Source organism: Trinickia dinghuensis (assembly GCF_003367175.1).
Lineage (GTDB): Bacteria > Pseudomonadota > Gammaproteobacteria > Burkholderiales > Burkholderiaceae > Trinickia > Trinickia dinghuensis.
This window is the reverse complement of the sequence record NZ_QRGA01000009.1, coordinates 123,403-141,257: the sequence shown is the minus strand read 5'-3', so window position 1 is coordinate 141,257 and position 17,855 is coordinate 123,403. Positions and strand designations below refer to the sequence as shown.

Annotated in this window: 15 protein-coding genes; 8 read left to right on the top strand and 7 right to left on the bottom strand. The window is 64.4% G+C overall.

Going from position 1 to position 17,855, the window contains the following annotated elements:
• Positions 1 to 53: 53 nt before the first annotated feature.
• Entirely contained in the window at positions 54 to 1,049 is a 996-nt protein-coding gene (locus DWV00_RS17080; protein WP_115534784.1) for a DedA family protein/thiosulfate sulfurtransferase GlpE, read from the bottom strand.
• Between the two features lie 138 nt (positions 1,050 to 1,187).
• On the opposite strand from DWV00_RS17080, the gene DWV00_RS17075 reads away from it, so the two are divergent.
• Positions 1,188 to 2,003 carry a creatininase family protein gene (locus tag DWV00_RS17075; protein WP_115534783.1) on the top strand — a complete coding sequence of 272 codons (816 nt, stop codon included), beginning with the start codon at positions 1,188 to 1,190 and terminating at the stop codon, positions 2,001 to 2,003.
• Between the two features lie 63 nt (positions 2,004 to 2,066).
• On the top strand, positions 2,067 to 3,254 hold the full coding sequence (locus tag DWV00_RS17070) for a YncE family protein (protein ID WP_115534782.1): 1,188 nt from the start codon (positions 2,067 to 2,069) through the stop codon (positions 3,252 to 3,254).
• Positions 3,255 to 3,305: 51 nt separating this feature from the next.
• Here DWV00_RS17070 and DWV00_RS17065 read toward each other — a convergent pair whose 3' ends face one another.
• Positions 3,306 to 3,713: a DoxX family protein gene (locus DWV00_RS17065; RefSeq protein ID WP_115534781.1), complete on the bottom strand. Its 408-nt coding sequence runs from the start codon at positions 3,711 to 3,713 to the stop codon at positions 3,306 to 3,308.
• Positions 3,714 to 3,812: 99 nt separating this feature from the next.
• Between DWV00_RS17065 and DWV00_RS17060 the strand changes: the two genes are divergently transcribed.
• The 5 genes from DWV00_RS17060 to DWV00_RS17040 all read left to right on the top strand — a co-directional run bounded on the left by DWV00_RS17060 (position 3,813) and on the right by DWV00_RS17040 (position 11,396).
• A complete protein-coding gene (locus DWV00_RS17060) occupies positions 3,813 to 4,706 on the top strand; it encodes a LysR family transcriptional regulator (protein ID WP_115534780.1) in 894 nt (297 codons plus the stop codon).
• 265 nt (positions 4,707 to 4,971) lie between these two features.
• Positions 4,972 to 6,105 carry a porin gene (locus tag DWV00_RS17055; RefSeq protein WP_181885493.1) on the top strand — a complete coding sequence of 378 codons (1,134 nt, stop codon included), beginning with the start codon at positions 4,972 to 4,974 and terminating at the stop codon, positions 6,103 to 6,105.
• Positions 6,106 to 6,538: 433 nt separating this feature from the next.
• Positions 6,539 to 9,964: a bifunctional diguanylate cyclase/phosphodiesterase gene (locus DWV00_RS17050; protein WP_245964915.1), complete on the top strand. Its 3,426-nt coding sequence runs from the start codon at positions 6,539 to 6,541 to the stop codon at positions 9,962 to 9,964.
• 4 nt (positions 9,965 to 9,968) lie between these two features.
• On the top strand, positions 9,969 to 10,883 hold the full coding sequence (locus DWV00_RS17045; RefSeq protein ID WP_181885492.1) for a glycine-rich domain-containing protein: 915 nt from the start codon (positions 9,969 to 9,971) through the stop codon (positions 10,881 to 10,883).
• 207 nt (positions 10,884 to 11,090) lie between these two features.
• A complete protein-coding gene (locus DWV00_RS17040; RefSeq protein ID WP_115534777.1) occupies positions 11,091 to 11,396 on the top strand; it encodes a hypothetical protein in 306 nt (101 codons plus the stop codon).
• 12 nt (positions 11,397 to 11,408) lie between these two features.
• Here the strand turns inward: DWV00_RS17040 and DWV00_RS17035 are convergent, their stop codons facing one another.
• From DWV00_RS17035 to DWV00_RS17015, 5 genes are all read right to left on the bottom strand, one after another.
• Positions 11,409 to 11,819: a response regulator gene (locus DWV00_RS17035; protein ID WP_115534776.1), complete on the bottom strand. Its 411-nt coding sequence runs from the start codon at positions 11,817 to 11,819 to the stop codon at positions 11,409 to 11,411.
• 161 nt (positions 11,820 to 11,980) lie between these two features.
• Entirely contained in the window at positions 11,981 to 12,628 is a 648-nt protein-coding gene (locus DWV00_RS17030; protein ID WP_115534775.1) for a response regulator, read from the bottom strand.
• Complete coding sequence (locus DWV00_RS17025; RefSeq protein WP_115534981.1) at positions 12,625 to 14,793, bottom strand: PAS domain S-box protein; 2,169 nt, start codon at positions 14,791 to 14,793, stop codon at positions 12,625 to 12,627. The genes DWV00_RS17030 and DWV00_RS17025 overlap by 4 nt, the downstream gene beginning before the upstream one ends.
• A 436-nt stretch (positions 14,794 to 15,229) precedes the next feature.
• Entirely contained in the window at positions 15,230 to 15,430 is a 201-nt protein-coding gene (locus DWV00_RS17020; protein WP_115534774.1) for a hypothetical protein, read from the bottom strand.
• A 250-nt stretch (positions 15,431 to 15,680) separates the two neighbouring features.
• A complete protein-coding gene (locus DWV00_RS17015; protein ID WP_115534773.1) occupies positions 15,681 to 16,070 on the bottom strand; it encodes a response regulator in 390 nt (129 codons plus the stop codon).
• 271 nt (positions 16,071 to 16,341) lie between these two features.
• Between DWV00_RS17015 and DWV00_RS17010 the strand changes: the two genes are divergently transcribed.
• Positions 16,342 to 17,817: a PAS domain-containing sensor histidine kinase gene (locus tag DWV00_RS17010; protein WP_425452798.1), complete on the top strand. Its 1,476-nt coding sequence runs from the start codon at positions 16,342 to 16,344 to the stop codon at positions 17,815 to 17,817.
• Positions 17,818 to 17,855 lie beyond the last annotated feature (38 nt).

Genomic DNA, 17,855 nt, shown 5'->3' with positions numbered 1-17,855 from the left:
CGCGGAAGGGGCGCACAGAAAGAGCGCTCGCGCGAGCGCCTTCTCCCTTTCCCTTAGGCGATGTGCGGCGTGGAATGACCGTCGGCTTGGCCGTCGTCGTCCGCTTTGACTTGCAAGATCGTGACGTCGCGGCCCGCATCGCGCCACGCATCGATGCCGCCTCTGAGCGGCAGCACGTCGAGAAAACCGGCATCGAGGAGTTTCTTTGCCATCCAGGCCGCCGACACTTCGTTCGGACACGAGCAATAAATGACGACTTTCTGATCGCGGCGATAGGCCGTGAGAATCTCGTCGAGCTGGCGCTCGTCGGCGAAACGCGCGCCCGGAATCACGTAGGGATCGAGGCGCCGCTTCTCGTCGGATCGAATGTCGAGAATCACGGGCACCGCCTCGCTCAACATCAGCGCGTACAGTTCGTCGACGCCGATGCGCGCATCGGCCAGCTTCTTCATGAAGGAGCGGCGCCGCATCCAGCGATAGGCCGCATACAAGGCGAGCAGCGCGGCGACGACGACAAGGCTCGCATGGCCCAGGCGGCCGATGGCGGCGAACAGCCAATCGACCTGGCTCGAGACGATGACGCCCACGCCCAAGCCGAGCGTCGCCCAAATCGCGGCGCCGATTCCGTCGTTAGCGACGAAGATGCGATACGGCGTGCCCATGGCGCCCGCCATCGGCACCGAAAGCAGCGACAAGCCCGGCACGAGCTTGGAGACGGTCAACACGCGCACACCCCAGCGGCCGAAAAAGCGCTCCGTCTTTTTCACGCAGGTGTCGCGCGACAACGACAAGCGGCATAGCGTCTTGAGCGTGGCGCCGCCGTAGAAGCGGCCGGCGAGGAACCAGACGCTGTCGCCGATGACCGATGCGAGAACGGCCAGCCCGAGTACGGGCATCAGTTGCGCGCCGATGGCCGTCGGATGCAGCGCGGCCATGGCGCCAAACAGCACAAGGGTCGGCATGGCCGGCACCGGCAGCCCCAGCGATGCCGCGAGCGCATTGACGAAAACGAGCGCCGGGCCGTAGCGCGCGACCAGGTCGTGAAGCATCGAAGGTTACCTCGTAGTGACACCGCCGCGAGGATGTAAGCGGCATGCGCGGATTATGCCGCGTTCGCTGGTTCGATGTATGTTTGCTCTTCATCGAGGCGGCGCCGGCTCGGCGCCACGGATTTTCGCGGAGCGTGCATGTCACTTTTATTACGCAAAGCTTTCGTTTGCTTGGGCCTTTCGTGCGCCGCGGGGCTCGCATTCGCGCAAGCCCCCCAAACCGTCCAGCTCGAGGATTTGACGTGGACGGAACTGCGCGACGAGATCGCGGCGGGCAAGACCACCATCATCGTGCCGATCGGCGGGACCGAGCAAAGCGGTCCCTACGTCGCGCTGGGCAAGCACAACGCACGCGTGCGGGTGCTCTCCGCGCGCATCGCCCAGGGGCTCGGCGACGCGCTCGTTGCGCCGGTCATCGCCTACGTGCCGGAAGGCGGCTATGCGCCGCCGACCTCGCACATGCGCTTTCCGGGCACCATCACGGTGCCGGACGACGTCTTCGAAAAAACGCTCGAGTCCGCCGCGAACAGCTTCGAAGTGCACGGCTTCAAGAATGTGGTGTTTCTCGGCGATCATGGCGGCTATCAGGACGACATCAAGCGCGTCGTAGCGCGTTTGAACAAGCAGTGGGCGGGCACCAAGGCCCGTGCGTTCGTCCCGCCCGAGTATTACGGAGAAAGCTCGACCGGTTACGCGCGCACGCTGCGCGAGAAAGGCTATCGCGACGACGAGATCGGCACCCATGCGGGGCTCGCCGATACGTCGCTGTTGCTGGCGGTCGCGCCGCAGATGGTCCGGCTCGATGCGCTGCGCACCGCGCCGAAGCCCGGGCCCGCGGACGGCGTGTACGGCGGCGACCCGCGCCGCGCGAGCGCGGAACTCGGGCGGCTCGGCACCGACGCCATCGTGGCAAGGACGATCGCCGCGATCCGCAAGGACACGGCGGGCCGCTGAAGCGGAAACGATCGCCGCGTCGGCCTACCGCACGCGGCTCAGGCTTTCGACACTGGGGGGACTATGGATTCGACGGGATATCGCAATACGTGGGTCGCTTCATCGATCGGCGCCGCGCTCGCCTGCGCCTGCGTGGCGTTTGCGCCGAGCGCGGCATCGGCCGCCTCGATCTCGAGCGTGCAGACGGTACCGGGCATGCCGAGCGTCGTCGACGCCTCGAATCTGTACGGCGAGGCCGGCGTGAACCATATGAGTCCGGCCGTCGCCGGTGCGCTCACTCGCGTGTACGTGCCGAACCTGCGCTCGGACGACGTCTACGTCATCGATCCGTCGACGTTCAAGGTGGTGGACAAGTTTTCCGTCGGCCGGAGCCCGCAGCACATCGTGCCCGCGTGGGATTTGAAAACGCTGTGGGTGACGAACAATGCCGAGGGCCGCACCGACGGCAGCCTCACGCCGATCGATCCGATGACGGGCAAACCGGGCAAGGCGATTCCCGTGGACGATCCCTACAACATGTACTTCACGCCCGACGGCAAGGAGGCCATCGTCGTGGCGGAAGCGCATGCGCGGCTGGACTTTCGCGATCCGCACACGATGCAATTGAAATCGAGCTTAGCGGTGCCCGAATGCAAGGGCATCAATCACGCCGATTTCTCGATCGACGGCAAATACGCGATCTTCACCTGCGAGTTCGGCGGCAAGCTCGCCAAGATCGACATGGTGAACCGCAAGGTGATCGGTTATTTGGAATTGCAAAAGAAGGGGATGCCGCAAGACATCCGCATCTCGCCCGACGGGAAGGTGTTCTACGTTGCAGACATGATGGCCGACGGTGTTTATGTGATCGACGGCGACGCCTTCACGAAGATCGGCTTCATCAAGACGGGCGTCGGGACGCACGGGCTCTATCCGAGCCGCGACGGCACGAAACTCTATATCGCCAATCGCGGATCGAACAAGGTCCATGGCCCGCGTCACGGCCCAGGCAGTGTCTCGGTGCTCGACTTCGCCACGCGCAAGATCGTCGCCACCTGGCCGATTCCCGGCGGCGGCAGCCCCGACATGGGCAACGTCAGCGCCGACGGCAAGACGCTCTGGCTGTCGGGCCGCTTCGACGACGTGGTCTATGCGTTCGATACGGCCACCGGCGCCGTCAAGTCGATCCCGGTCGGCATGGAGCCCCATGGGCTGACGGTGTGGCCGCAGCCCGGGCGATATTCGCTCGGGCATACGGGCAACATGCGGTAGTTTTCGATCGAGGCCGAGGTCGGCCTCGAGTTTCCGCCTTTATACGGTCGATCAGGCGCTGCGCTTGGCCGGGCGCAGCGCATAAGCGCCGTCGCCGAGCAGGAACAGCACGACGAGCGTGACGGCCCAGAACGCGGGATATTCCCAGCCGCCGCCTTTGTTCGTGAACATCCAACCGTTCTTGCCGTGAACGAGCAGGACCGTGCCGAGCATTTCGAGGGCGAGGGGCAAGGCCACCCACGGCGCGTAGACGCCGAGGATCAATGCAATCCCGCCGAAGAGTTCGAGCGCGATCGTCAGGTATGCGGCAACCGCGGGCAGGCCCAGCGAGGCGAAATAGCCGACGAAGCCGGGCACGGTGAATACGAACAGCTTCAAGGCGACGTGAGCCAGAAACAGAATGCCGAGGCTGACGCGCAGCAGCAACCCGGCGAGCGGTGCGGTTTTGTCGTTGATCATGGTGTTTATCCTCAAAGAATCGCGCCACGATACGATCGTCGGGGCATTGCATCAACTCGGCTATGATTGATCCATCATTTACTCCTGGTTGACGATCGGATGGATACGCTCACGAGCATGCGAGTCTTTCGGCTCGCGGTCGAGGCCAAGAGCTTTGCCGCGGCCGCGCGCCGGCTCGATATGTCGCCGGCGATGGCAAGCAAGCACGTGATGCATCTGGAGCGCCGGCTCGGCACATTGCTGCTCAACCGGACGAGCCGCCATTTGAGTCTCACCGAATCGGGCGCGACATATTTCGAACACGTTCGCCAATTGCTCGACGAACTCGACGATGTCGAATCGGCGGTCGGCCAATCGACGGCCGCGCCGCACGGCACGCTCAAGGTCAGTGCGCCGGTTTGGATGGCCAATCCCGATTTTGTCGGCGTCCTGAACGATTACCGAACGCGCTATCCCGACGTGCGTCTCGACCTCGATTTGTCGGGCCGCTTCGTCAATCTCGTCGAAGAGGGCTTCGATCTCGCGTTGCGCGTGACGAATCCGCTTTCGCTCGGGCCGGCACTGATCGCGCGGCCGATCGTGCCCGTGACGTTTCATCTCGTCGCCTCGCCCGGCTATTTGCGCAAGGCCGGCACGCCGGCCGATGCGCAAGCGCTTTCGAGCCATGCCATGCTCGGCTATTCGATGTTCCCCTCGAACAACACGCTCGAAGTCGAAGGGCCGAGAGGCGTCGAGGCATTCAAGTTCGATTCCGCCTTGCAGACGAACAACGAATCGCTGCTGCGGCTCGCCGCGCTCGAAGGGATGGGGCTGGCGTTTCTGCCGAAGTGGCTGGTCGCACGCGATCTGGAAACCGGCGTGCTTCAGGCCGTGCTGACGGACTATCGCTTCTTCGGCACCAAGATTTACGGCGTTTATCGCCACCGAAAATATCTATCGCCCAAAGTGCGGACGTTCCTCGATTTTATTTGTGAGGATCCCCGTCTCCGTTAGACCTCCGGGTTTGAGTACGACCGATTCCATGCCGCCGCAAGGCTGCGCCGCATCGATCCCGCTTGATCCCGCCTAATCTCCGCGCCGACCAATCGCCCGGATTCGGCCGTTTTTGCGCGGTGCCTGTCAGTTCTGGCAGGACGTCTTGCCATTTTCGATGTTGCATTGTCGATCGAGCACCACTATCTTTGCTCGGAAGAATCGGCTCTTTCTCATCGAGCCCGGTATGTGTCGTTTCAGCGGCTACATGCAACGGAGGCGCGATATGGGGACGTCGTATCGTTGGGATAGGCGGCTGCGGGGGGCAACGGGCGGCGGTTTGCTCGTCGGCGCGGCGTTGTTGGCGGCCGCTGGGGGGGTGCGGGCACAAGGCACGGTTCAGCTCTACGGGATCGTGGACGATGCGCTGACGTTCACGACAAACGAGGGCGGAGGCCGGACCTGGGCGCAAACGAGCGGTGTCGGGCAATCCGACCGCTGGGGATTGCGCGGCGTCGAGCCGCTCGGCGATGGATGGCGAGCCGTCTTCCGCCTCGAAAGCGGTTTCACGCTCAACGACGGACGGCTTTCTCAGGGCGGGCTCGAATTCGGCCGCCAGGCGTGGGTCGGCCTGTCGAGCGATCGGTTCGGAACGTTGACGCTCGGCCGCCAGTACGACTTCATGTCGACGAACCTCACGCAATTCGCAGCCGGCACGCTGACGCCGTCGGTGTTCGCGTTTCATCTCGCCGATCTCGACCGGCTCGGGGCCGAGCGCATCGACAACTCCGTTCGCTATGTGACGCCCAGCATGGAGGGCTTGCAGCTCGGCGCCCTCTATTCGTTCGGCGGACAGCCCGGCAATTTCGTCGCGAACAGCGCCGTGGCGTTCGGCGCCACCTATGCGCACGGCCCGTTCAGCGCGGGTGCGGCTTATGTCGGCCTCCATAATTACACGGCGGCATTCGGTATCGGCGCGACGGTGCTCGGCTCACCGCTCGTCGGCACGGGGTCGCTCGGGTTGCTGGCCAAGCCGGTCGTCTTCGACAAGCTGTCCGTCTCGGGTGTCGGCGCCGGCTATCAATGGGGCCCCGCATTCTTGCATGGCGTCTTCACGCTGGTCGACTTCCGGCAGAACGGCGCGAGCGCGTCGTTGAGAACGGCCGAAGGCGGAGTGAAGTATTCGTTGACTTACGCACTTTCGCTGGCCGGCAGCTACACGTACTCGAAGCTCGGCCAGGCGCATTGGAATCAATTCGTCGCCGGTATCGATTACTCCTTGTCGAAACGGACCGACATTTACTGCAACGCCGTTCTATTGCGCGCGAGTAACGGCGTGCGTGCGCAATTATTTACGCTCCCCGCCTCGAGTTCTAATTCCCAAACAGTCGTTTCAATCGGCATGCGGCACCTGTTTTAGCTATCGCTATTGCCGAGGCTATCGCCATTGTCGATTTTTTCGTTTTTCCGTTTTCCTGACGCGCGTAATTCCGTCATGCCGGATTCCCTTGTCAGCATTGGCTGACAAGACACCTAGAGGGTTTCTGTCGATAGGGTTTGTTTGACTTGAATCAATATTCGCGAACGTTATCCTTCGTACAAAAGAGCCTATAAGAAAACCGACTTCCATTGCGGCACCCGACCAGGCATCTGGGTCGCCGTTCCACTTTGTCGCCCGCTTCGTCGGGCGCGCGTGCCGGCAGCGACCGGCAATCGATTAACGAACGTTTGCGACGTCCAGCGTCGCCGACCGGAAACGCACTGCCGTGGGCGGCGTGGCGTGGGCGGCGTGCGCGCATCGGCTTCGTATCCGGCCGCGTTTCGGCCACGGTGCGCGGCCTTGGGGAAAAGAAGTGCGCGAAATATTCGAACGTATGCGGCGTCTCGGCCGCGATTGGTATGCGCAGGGTTTCGCACTCGGCGTACTGGCGCTCGCGCTGTCGGTCACGCTGACGGTTTATTCGATCTGCGGGCAATTCGTCGAGCGCGAGGCGAGATTGCGCTTCGATAACGATTCACGCAGCGTCGAGCAGCAAATCGCGGTGCGCGTGCGGCTTTACACCGACGTGCTCGTGACGATGCGGGCGCTGTTCGGCGAGGACGCCGATGTCACGCGCACCGAGTTTCGCGATTTCGTGGTCGGCCTCGATTTGCCGGGCCGCTATCCGGGATTTCAGACGCTGAATTACGCGGCCTACGTGCGCGCATCCGATGTTCGCTCATTCGTGGCCGCCCAGCGCAAGGATCTGGCTTTGCAGCAAGCGGGCATCGACTTTTCGATTCGTCCGCCTGGCCTGCGCCCGGGCTACGACGTGCTGACCTACCTTGAACCGCTTGCCTCCAATCGCGAGTCGGTCGGCATCGATCTCGATGCGCTGCCGGTGCGGCGCGCGGCCATGGAAAAACTGCGCGATACCGGCGAGCCCCTCAGCAGCGGCCGCCTGATCCTCGACGATCGCGGTGCCCGATTCGTCGGGCTTGCGATGCGGATGCCCGTCTATCGCAAGGGGATGCCGACGACGAACGTCGAAGAGCGCCGCCGCGCTTATGTCGGTACGGTCGGCGCCGGTATTCGCGTGAACGACATGATGGACGCGCTGCTCAGCGCCGAGACGCTGCGCGTCATCAAGTTCAAGATCTACGATGCCGGCAGCATCGGCGCGCCGGCTCAGCCGCTGTCGAATGCGTCGCTGCTGTACGACAGCGTCAACGGTGCCGCGATGGCTCACCCCGGCTCCGCGACCGGCGTTGCGCGTGTGTCCATGCGTGCCGCGGCCGCCGTCGTGCGTGCTTCGCCGCGCGCCGCGCGTTCGGCCAAGCCCTCGATGCTGCAACGGCGCGCGGAGCAGCCGTTCGCGGGGCGGCGCTGGGTGATCGTGTTCTCGGCCAACATGTCCGCGCTCAGCGGTACGCAGCGGGTCCTGCCTGACGTCGCGTTCGTGGCGGGGCTCATGATCAGTGCACTGCTGTCGGGCCTGGCCTACGCGTTGTCGAGTTCGCGCTCGCGTGCGCTCAAGCTCGCCGGCGCCATCACCTACGATTTGCGCGAAAGCGAGGCAGCGTGCGCGGAAGCGCAGCGGATCGCCCATCTCGGCGATTGGCTCGTGAACGTCGACGACGGCGGGGCGCATGTGTCGAAGGAGATGGGGCGCCTCATCGGTTCCCGGCAGCCGGCGCAGACGGTGAAGGCGCTGCTGCGGACGATCGATCAGCCCGATCGCCGCATGTTGATCGAACAGGCCAGGCGCACGATGAAGACGCGCGATGCGTTCGAACTCGAGTGCCGCTATCGGTCGCGGCGCGGCCGGCGCGGCTGGCTGCGCTTGATCGGCCACGCGTACGGGCCCGCGGACGCTCGGGTATTGCGCGGCACGGCACTCGAAATCACGAAGCAAAAGTCGATCGAGCGGGCAAGAGATCTCGAGCATGCGTTCACGCTGTACCTTGCCACCGCGGGCAACGAATTCGATGTCTGCCGGCACTTGATCGAATCGATCGTGCAGGGCATGGATTGGGACGGCGGCGCGTTCCGTCCGACGCCCGCGGGGACGAAGCAGCTGCTGTGCGCGACATCGACGGCCGCCGATGGCGAATTCGAAACCTGGCTCCTCGCTCACGGGCCCAACGCGATCGTCGAAGACGATGCGCCGGCGGCGCCGCGCTGGAGCGTGACGGGCCGCGGCGCGGCGCGCGTCGGCTACGAAAGCTGGCTGGCCGATGCGGGCGTGGCGACGACCTTCTCGTTTGCGCTGCGCCTGGGTTCGGTCGTGGTCGGCGTGGCCGAGTTCTACTCGCGCGAACGGCGTCACGCGGAGCCGCAGGCGCTCGTCATGGCGCGCTCGATCGTCAGTCAAATGAGCCACTTCCTGCAGCGCCGGCAGGCCGAGGACAACCTGCACTTCCTCGCAACGCACGATGCGCTGACGGGACTCCCCAATCGCCTGATGTTCCGCGAGCATCTCGACGAGCTGCTGGCGCGCGCACGGGCCGATGCTACGGCGCTGCACGTGCTCTTCATCGATCTCGACCGATTCAAGGACGTCAACGATTCGCTCGGGCACAACGTCGGCGATCTGCTGCTGCGCGCGGTCGTGGCGCGCCTGCACGACGCGCTCGCCGAGGCCGACATGATCGCGCGGCTCGGCGGCGACGAGTTCGTCGTGCTCGTCAAGCAGCAAAGCGACGGCGTGACCGTCGTCATCGAAACGATCGACGCGATCCAAGCGGCGCTGGCGCAGCCGTTCGTGATCGGAGGCTCGCAGCTGCAGGTCAGCGCGAGCATCGGCGTCAGCTCGTTCCCCGGCGACGGCGACGATGCCCAAACGCTGCTCAAGCATGCCGACATGGCCATGTACGGCGCGAAGCAGCGTGGCAAGAATACGTATCAGATGTACGTGCGGCAGATGAGCATGTCGCTGCATCGGCGCGTCGAGATGGAGGCGCAGCTGCGCCATGCCGTCGAGAACAACGAGTTCACGCTCGTCTATCAGCCGCGGATCGATTTGCGCACGAACCATTGCACGGGCGTGGAGGCGCTGTTGCGCTGGAACAATCCGGCGCTCGGGGCGGTGTCGCCCGGCGAATTCATCCCCGTGGCCGAGGAGACGGGGGCGATCGTGCCGATCGGCGCATGGGTATTGCACGAGGCGTGCCGCCAAGCGGCCGAGTGGCGCGAGCGCGGGTTGGCGTCGATCCACGTGGCCGTCAATCTGTCCGCGCGGCAGTTCGCCGATCCGCACCTGCACGATAGCATCTTGGATGCGCTCTCCGACGCACGGCTGTCGGGCGAATACCTCGAACTCGAATTGACCGAGAGCATGGTGATGCGCCATCCCGAGCAGGCCGTGCGCTGGCTCACGGCCATCAAGCGCACCGGCGTCCGCCTTTCGATCGACGATTTCGGCACGGGCTACTCGTCGCTCGCCTATCTGAATCGCTTCCCGATCGATACCGTGAAGATCGACCGCTCGTTCATCCGCAACGTCCCCGACAGCCACAGCGATACCCAGATCACGAGTGCCGTGATTGCGCTGGGACATAGCCTTGGGTTGGCCGTCATCGCGGAAGGCGCCGAAACGCAGAAGCAGATCGATTTTCTCCGCCATGAAGGTTGTGACGAAGTGCAGGGGTACTTCTTCAGCCGCCCGATTCCCGCCGCCGATGTCGAGGGTTTTCTCGGCCGCGCGACGGAACCCGGTCTCGCGTCCACGACGAGATCCTTACCCAACGGCGCCGAGGTCAGTCGACCGGAGCGTGCTCATTACATCTTCAAGGAATAGCACCATGCAAACCACCAAGCGGGATATTGCCGAGATGTACCAAGCCATCGACGCGCTCGATTTCGGCCGGATCAAGGCCAAGCTCATGCATCGGCGCGACGGCGTGATCGCGCTGCGGAGCGTCGAGCGTGCGGAGGCGGGCTATCGGCAATTCTTGAAGCTCGCGGCGAAGTATCCGGATGCGCCGATCGTTCCCAGCGAGGAAGTCGACGAGTTCTGGCACATGCACATCCTGGACACGCAGCGCTATAGCGCCGATTGCGAGCGGATCTTCGGGTACATGATTCACCACAATCCGTATATCGGAATCGACGGGGCCGAGGATGAAGCGCGCCTTTTCGCGCTGGCGGCGAAGAGCGACGAATTGGCCGCACGTGAATTCGGCGCGCGCAGTGACGGCGCGGCGTATTGCGTCAAGCCGGAGGCGAAGGGCGAGGCGGCCGCGTATTGCGTCAAGCCGGAAGCAAAGGGTGAGGCGGCCGCGTATTGCGTCAAGCCGGAAGCAAAGGGCGCCACGGCCGCGTATTGCGTCAAGCCTGAAGCGACGGGCGCTGCGGCCGCGTATTGCGTCAAGCCGGAAGCAAAGGGCGCCACGGCCGCGTATTGCGTCAAGCCGGAAGCGAAGGGCGCTGCGGCGGCGTATTGCGTCAAGCCGGAAGCAAAGGGCGCCACGGCCGCGTATTGCGTCAAGCCGGAAGCGAAGGGCGCTGCGGCGGCGTATTGCGTCAAGCCGGAAGCAGAGGGCGCTACGGCGGCGTATTGCGTCAAGCCGGAAGCAAAGGGCGATGCGATCGTGTATTGCGTCAAACCTGAAGCAAAAGCCGCCGCCGCTTATTGCGTCAAACCCGAAGCACAAGGCATTCGGCCGGCATACTGCGTTCGCCCGGCTTCCGCACCTTTGGCGCAACGCCGCGCCTAATTGCTTCGACACCGAAACCCGACCGTCTACCACGATCAGCGATAAAACACAGCGCGGAGCCGTCCCCACTCCCCAGTTTCGGAGTCGCGCTCCGTTGACCCAAATCAAGCTGTTTCCCGCCAGCTCCGCGAAGATGAGAACCGGCGCCACGAACTCGTGCGCGCCGCTTTTTCGACAAGCAGGGTGACTCGGGTGCGGAGACGGTAAATGGGAATCGGCATGCAGATCGCGTACGTCGGATTTCCCGGGGCGGCACGAATAGAAGCCGAGGCGGGTGTCCAATTGCTGCGGCTGATGCGCTTCGCGCAGCAGGTGAGCGCCTGCCGTCTCACCGTCGAGGCGCTCGAGGGGGCGAACGGTACCTACTATGACGTGTGGCTCGACATCGTGACGCCCGAACAGGAACGCGTTGCCCTGCCGCATTGCTCGGATACGGAACCCGAAGCCGCCGTGCGCGCGGCGTTCGACCATGCCGAGCGCGAACTCGGCCAGCGAGGCGGTTCAGACGGGTAAATGAGGAATCCGTCAGGCGCAGGCCGCGCCGTCGGTTTTCTCTCGGGCCAGGCGGGCGATCGTCTCCATCGCCAGATCGAATTCGGTCGTCTTGTCGAAGAAGTAATCGGCTCCCGCGACGACGCTCGCTTCGCGAAACACCTCGGAGGCGTAGTTCGTGAGCACGATCGTGACGATGGGGTCCGTACGATCGCGTAGCGCATGGAGCAGCTCCATGCCGTTGCTTTCGATCAGGCGAAGATCGAGCACGACCGCTTCCGGGTCCGTCTCGTCGATCCCTTGCAGCGCCCTCTCGACATCCTCGGCTTCGCCGACGATGCAAGCGGCGCCGTCCGGCCCGATATGCCGGGACAATCGCTCGCGCACTAGCGTCGATTCGTCGACGACGAACACTCTCAGCGGTGACGGGATGCTCGATTCCATGGGCACAGTATCGTCAGCGCATTTAGAAATAAATATCGGTTCGGTAGGATTGTGTTGTAGGCGGGTAGGAAGGTACTTGTAGGGTGTGTCCTACAGACGAATCCGCCAGCCCGCGCGGCGGGCCTTGGCGACGATTCATGCCGCGCGGCCGTTACGACTGCTTACAAATCTTCGCTGTCTTCGAAGAGTTTGTGCTGAATTGCGTAGCGCACCAGGGCGGCTTCATGCGGCATCTGCATTTTTTCGAGAATGCGCGTTTTATAGGTACTGACCGTTTTTGCGCTGACACACAGCTCGTGCGCGATTTCGCTGATCGTCTGACCGGCCGCGATGCGCCGGAACACGTCGAATTCTCGATCGGACAGCCGCTGATGGGGCAGCATGTCGGTCGGCTCGTTCAAGCTTTGCGCGAGCCGCTCGGCCATCGACAGGCTGACGTAGACGCCCCCCGCCGAGATCTTCGTCAACGCCGATACGAGTTCCTTGCTCGCGCTTTCCTTGGTCAGATAGCCCGACGCCCCGGCTTTGAACGCGCGCACCGCGTATTGCTGCTCGGCATGCATGGTCAGCACGAGCACGCGCAATCCGGGCAGTTCGTCCTTGATCTGCTTGACGAGTTCGATGCCGTTGCGCCCGGGCATCGACAAGTCGAGCACGAGGACGTCGGCCGGCGTGCCGCGCACGAGCGAAATCGTGGTCGGGCCGTCGTAAGCCTCTCCGACGACTTCGAACCCGCTGGTGCCCTCGAGAATATGGCGCAGGCCGTCGCGGACGAGCGTGTGATCGTCGGCCAGCAGTACTTTGGTCATGGCAGAGCCTCTTCCTGTTGTATTGCGGCGAGCGGGACCCGTACGGTCAGTTTGAATCCCTGTTTCGCCGCGGTATCTATCGAGACAGAACCACCTAGGATGTGCACGCGTTCGCGGATGCCCAGCAGTCCGAAGGATTTCTCCCCGTTTCCTTCCTTATCCCGTCCACCGGGCGCTCCGCAACCGTTGTCCTCGATCCGAAGAAGGCATTGGTCATCCTCGACGACGAACGCGATCGACACGCGCGTTGCTTCCGCGTGTCTTGCCACGTTCGTCAGCGCTTCCTGCACGATGCGAAAGAGCGTCGTTGCGCCGTTTCGCGAAAACTGCGCCTGCCCCGGTTCGATCCGGCGCTCGATCTCGATGCCGTAACGGGTCCTGAAATCGGTGAGCAGCCAGTCGATCGCCGGCAGCAGGCCGAGATCGTCGAGCATGACGGGGCGCAAGTCCGCGGCGATGCGGCGCACGGAGCCGACCGTCGAGTCGATCAGGCGGCGCATCGTGATCAGCTGCGCGAGCACGGGCGCCGGCGCGCTCGGCAATTCGCCCAGCGACTGTTCGACGGACGACAGGTCCATCTTCAAGGCTGTGAGCTGTTGGCCGAGGTCGTCGTGCAGCTCGCGGGCGATGCGGGTCTTTTCGTCCTCGCGAACGCTCTGCAAGTTGGCCGATAGCGCGCGCAGCTCCTGGCGCGAGGCCTTGAGCGCATCCTCGGAACGGACGCGCTCGGTCACGTCGCGCAGCATGACGGTGTAGAGCTTGCCGCGCCCGTCATGGATCTGCGAAATCGAGGCTTCGATCGGAAACTCCTCGCCGTCGGCGCGAAGGCCGACGAGAACCGGTTGCTGCCGTCCCATCTTGCGTTCGGTGACCCCAGTCTCGCCGAACCGCTCGACGTGCCTGCGATGCTCCGCCCGGAAGCGCTCCGGGATGAAGCGGTCGATCGACGTGCCGATCGCGTCCATCGCCGAGCAGCGCAAGACTTGCTCGGCGGCCGGATTGAACATCACGATGCGCTGCTGTTCGTCGGTCGTGACGATCGCTTCGCTCGAGGAGCGGATGATCGCCATCAAACGCGCTTCGTCCTGCGACGAACGCGCGCGCGCCATCCCCGCCTCCGCAAGCGTCGTGCCGCGCTTGCGCACGAAGATGAAGACGGCGGCCGCGGCGATGACCGCGGCGGCGAACCCGGCCGCGACGATCGCGCTGCTGCTGAAATCGGCCGACGCCGCCAGTGTCGGATCGCTCGTCGCATAGGCGATGGTCAGCGCTTCGCCGCCGAAATGCAGCGTGTCGATCCGTTTGAAGCGCTCCGGGCCGTCATACTGCTCCTCGAGCGGCGCGCCGGGCGGGTAGAGCATCATTGCCGGCTGGCCGCCCGAGACGCGCAGCGTCATGCGCGGCTCGTGCGCCGAGATGCTGGCGAAGAGATACTCCGTGTCGAGGCGCCCGAACGCGAAACCGATCAGCGCCGCACGGCGGGCCGGCACGAGCGTGGGCGGCGGCGCGGTGCGATAGACGGGCAAATAAAGGTCGACCCGTGCGCGAGGCTGCCCTTCGCCGCGCTGGGCGGTGCCGCCGCTCTCGCGCGGCAGCTCACGGATCGCCATCGCCACTTCGCTGCTGTTGGCGGCGCGCATCAGCGCGGCGCGCGTGGCATCGCTGACGCCGAGCTCGCCGCCGTCGGACGTATCGCCTCGCGGCGGCCACATCAACACGGTATGGGCGGGCGCGCCGCCCGGGGCCGCGCCGCTCGCGCCGGCCGGCGCGCCGGCGGTGGCATACCCGAGGGAGCGCACGCACGGCGGGGAGTCGTCCAGATCGAGGCGCGAGACGTACCGATCCCAGGCGTCGGGTGTTGGCGTGGCGTCGCCGGCGTTTTGCGACTGAGAGACGACGAGCCCGCTCGCGCCGCGCAGCAATTGCGTGCAAAGCAGCAATTCACGCCGGATGTCGGAATCGACGTGCGCGGCGCGGGCATCGAAATTCTCCTGAGCGACGCGAAGCAAATGATCGTGAACGATCAGCGCCGAAACGGCCGCCGCGATGAAAACGATGAGGGCCGTGGCCGTCGCCGCGAGCACGGGCGCGCGCAATGACTCGCCCGGCCTGCGGTGGCTGCCGGGGGGCGCGTGGGGTGAAGACGAATTTCCTGCTGCGGGCATGCGCATCCTGCGGGTTATCGCATTCCCGCGCCGCCTAAAAAACAGGCACGGGGCCAAAGAATCGAGTCTGCGATAGCACGCGAGGCGCAATTGCACAGCACAGACTTCTGACAAATTGTCCTAGATTAGCGCGCGGCTGCCAATCACGGCGCACCTGGCGGTTTTATCAGCCGTCCGGTGCGCGCCCGTCCGAAACGGATGGGCACGGCAGCAAGCATAGATCAGAGAAAAAAAACACGCCCGCCGGAGGCAGGCAAAAAAAACTCGCCCGTGCGAAGCGCAAAAAATAAATACGCCCGCTCTGGGCGGGCGGCCGAAGCGCTTATCGCGGCGCGACGGGGTGTGTCGGCCTCGGGAGGCGAGGGCGGCGGATGCGCAAAAAAGTCCGATTACGCCGGCCGCGAAGCGCAGGGCTCGAGCGGCGCGAAAAAACGATTCAAGCGGGAACCTCGGCGACGAGCGTTTCGCGCAGCGCGTCGACGAAGCGCATCAACGAGGTGACGGAGCCGGCGACGCTCTGATACTTCTCACGGCCGATCTGCCCGTCGAGCGTCACGAGCAACCCGGCATTGCGCGCGAGTTCGAGAATGTCGTCGACGTCGTTGGTCGTGGCTTGCTGAGTGGCTTGGGTCGACATGGCAGGTCTCCTATTGCGTGTCGTCGAGGGGCGGGCGGTTCGGTCTTGGAGCCCGGCTCCGCGGATTCGGTATCGATTTCGGTCCGTTGTCTGAAGTATTGACCCCGCCGCGGGCGCTGCAAATCAGGCCGCGCTGAAGATCGCGTAGGCTGTCCGGCATCGCTGTCGGCATTTGCCTACACGGCGGCGGCATGCTCGGGCGAGCGGTGAGCACGGTGAGCGCGCGCGTATCGATCGGCGCGCTGTCCGCTCAAGACAACGAAGACGAAGGCGGGAAGCGGTCGGCCAGTTCGAGCAACGCGCCGCGCAGCTGGGCGAACTCGCTGGCCTTGTCGAGAAAGAGCCGCGCGCCCAGATCCATGCAGACCTTGCGCATCTGCGCGTAGGCCGAGTTGCTGAGCACGATCACCGGGATGCCGGGCCGTTGCGCGCGGAGCCACTTCAGAATCGTCAAGCCGCTCGTGCCGCCCTTCAATTGCAGATCGACGATGACGGCATCCGGATTGCTTGCCTCGATTGCGGCGACCGCAGCCGACGCTTCGTCGGCTTCGGCCACGATCTGCGCGCCGGGGATCGTCCGGACAAGATCGCATAGGCGTTCTCTGATCGGCGGATAGTCTTCTACTAGCAACACTTTCATGGCAACGACCGACTGGTTCGAGTTCACGGTTTTGAGTGTGGGCGAAACCGTGGGGCCTGGAAATCAGCGGGGGACTTGATTCGTGTCCGGCTTTTGGCGACATTGTCGGACGAGGCTTACAGGACGGACAGGGCAAACGTTTGCGAATTGCCGTGCCGCTTCATGGCGGCGACCGGGCACTAGCACTAGACTGAACGGAAGTATTTCGAGCGGGAGCCGCTCCGTGATCATTGACCCGATACCATCGAACGGCCATGGCGAAGGCCCGTCGATCACCCGCATTTCGCCCGAAAAGCGCTATCGGGTCATGGTCGATGCGATCAAGGATTACGCGATTTTGTTGCTCGATGCAAAGGGCCGGATCGCGACGTGGAATTTAGGTGCGGAACGGATCAAGGGCTACCGCGCCGAGGAAATCATCGGCCGCCATTTTTCGGTTTTTTATCCGGAGGACGTCGCGGCGCGCGGCTATCCGGCCGAAGAGCTGCGCCGCGCCGCCGAGCTCGGCCGATGGGAGGACGAAGGCTGGCGCGTGCGCAAGGACGGCTCCCGCTTCTGGGCGAACGTGGTGATTACGGCGTTGCGCGACGAGGCCGGCGAGTTGTTGGGCTTTGCCAAGATCACGCGCGATTTGACCGAGCGGCGGCGCAGCGAAGAACAGCTGCGCCAGAACGAAGAGCGGATGCGCCGGCTCATGGACGCCGTCGAGGACGCGATCTTCATGCTCGATCCACAAGGGCACGTGACGAGTTGGAATGGCGGTGCCACGCGTCTGCTCGGCTTTCATGCCGCGGAAATCGTCGGGCGGCATTTCTCGCGCTTTTATCCGGTCGAAGGGATCGCGTCGCGCGAGCCCGAACGCGAACTTGCCGATGCGGCGGTCCATGGGCGCCTCGAGAAGGAAGGATGGCGCCTGCGCAAGAACGGTTCGCGACTTTGCGCGAATGTCGTCATCACCGCCGTCTACGGCGCGGGCGGAGAACTCGTCGGATTCGCGAAAGTCGTGCGCGACATCACCGAGCGCAATCAGTTGCGCCAGCTCGAATATGCGAGCGAATTGGCGGCGCGGATCGAAGCGACACGTGAAGAGGAAAAGAAGCGCATCGCGCGCGAATTGCACGACGACCTCGGGCAGCAGCTGACGGCATTGAAGATGGATTTGACGGCGCTGACGTCCGACGACGTGCCGCTCTCGAGCGATCCGGCCGATGCACTCGAGGCGGTACGCTTGCGGGCGCTGGTGATGCGCGATGCCGTCGACCACGCGATCGGGTCGGTGCGGCGGCTCGCTGCGGGACTGCGTCCGGCGGTGCTCGACGACCTCGGTTTGCTGCCCGCGCTCGAATGGCTCGTCGACGATTTCCGACAGCGCTCGCATCTTCGCATCGGCATTACGAGCAATGCCGACGACGTCGAGTTCAACGAGGCGGCCTCGACCGCGATTTTCCGTATCGTGCAGGAGGGGCTCACCAATGTCGTGCGCCATGCGCATCGTGCGACGATCGTCGATATCGAGCTGATCTGCACGGCCGTCACGTGCGAGGTGTCCATCCGCGACAACGGCAGAGCGATCGAAACGCCGGCCGGCGGCGACGAGGGACGGCCGCGTCCATCCGGGCTCGCGGGCATTCGCGATCGCGTGCGCAGGCTCGGGGGCTCGGTCTCCATCGGCAGCGAAGCGGCCGGGGGATTCGCGATTCGCTTGTCGGTGCCGCGCGACACCGTCGAGGCGCCCAAGGCACGCTGATACGCCGGGCGCGCATCGAATCGATGACCGCCGACGCA

Coding starts and splice junctions, on each gene's coding strand:
- DWV00_RS17075 (WP_115534783.1), top strand. CDS start 1,188: ATGTCACTTTTATTACGCAAAGCTTTCGTTTGCTTGGGCCTTTCGTGC.
- DWV00_RS17035 (WP_115534776.1), bottom strand. CDS start 11,819: ATGGAATCGAGCATCCCGTCACCGCTGAGAGTGTTCGTCGTCGACGAA.
- DWV00_RS17070 (WP_115534782.1), top strand. CDS start 2,067: ATGGATTCGACGGGATATCGCAATACGTGGGTCGCTTCATCGATCGGC.
- DWV00_RS17020 (WP_115534774.1), bottom strand. CDS start 15,430: ATGTCGACCCAAGCCACTCAGCAAGCCACGACCAACGACGTCGACGAC.
- DWV00_RS17045 (WP_181885492.1), top strand. CDS start 9,969: ATGCAAACCACCAAGCGGGATATTGCCGAGATGTACCAAGCCATCGAC.
- DWV00_RS17055 (WP_181885493.1), top strand. CDS start 4,972: ATGGGGACGTCGTATCGTTGGGATAGGCGGCTGCGGGGGGCAACGGGC.
- DWV00_RS17015 (WP_115534773.1), bottom strand. CDS start 16,070: ATGAAAGTGTTGCTAGTAGAAGACTATCCGCCGATCAGAGAACGCCTA.
- DWV00_RS17080 (WP_115534784.1), bottom strand. CDS start 1,049: ATGCTTCACGACCTGGTCGCGCGCTACGGCCCGGCGCTCGTTTTCGTC.
- DWV00_RS17025 (WP_115534981.1), bottom strand. CDS start 14,793: ATGCCCGCAGCAGGAAATTCGTCTTCACCCCACGCGCCCCCCGGCAGC.
- DWV00_RS17040 (WP_115534777.1), top strand. CDS start 11,091: ATGGGAATCGGCATGCAGATCGCGTACGTCGGATTTCCCGGGGCGGCA.
- DWV00_RS17030 (WP_115534775.1), bottom strand. CDS start 12,628: ATGACCAAAGTACTGCTGGCCGACGATCACACGCTCGTCCGCGACGGC.
- DWV00_RS17060 (WP_115534780.1), top strand. CDS start 3,813: ATGGATACGCTCACGAGCATGCGAGTCTTTCGGCTCGCGGTCGAGGCC.
- DWV00_RS17065 (WP_115534781.1), bottom strand. CDS start 3,713: ATGATCAACGACAAAACCGCACCGCTCGCCGGGTTGCTGCTGCGCGTC.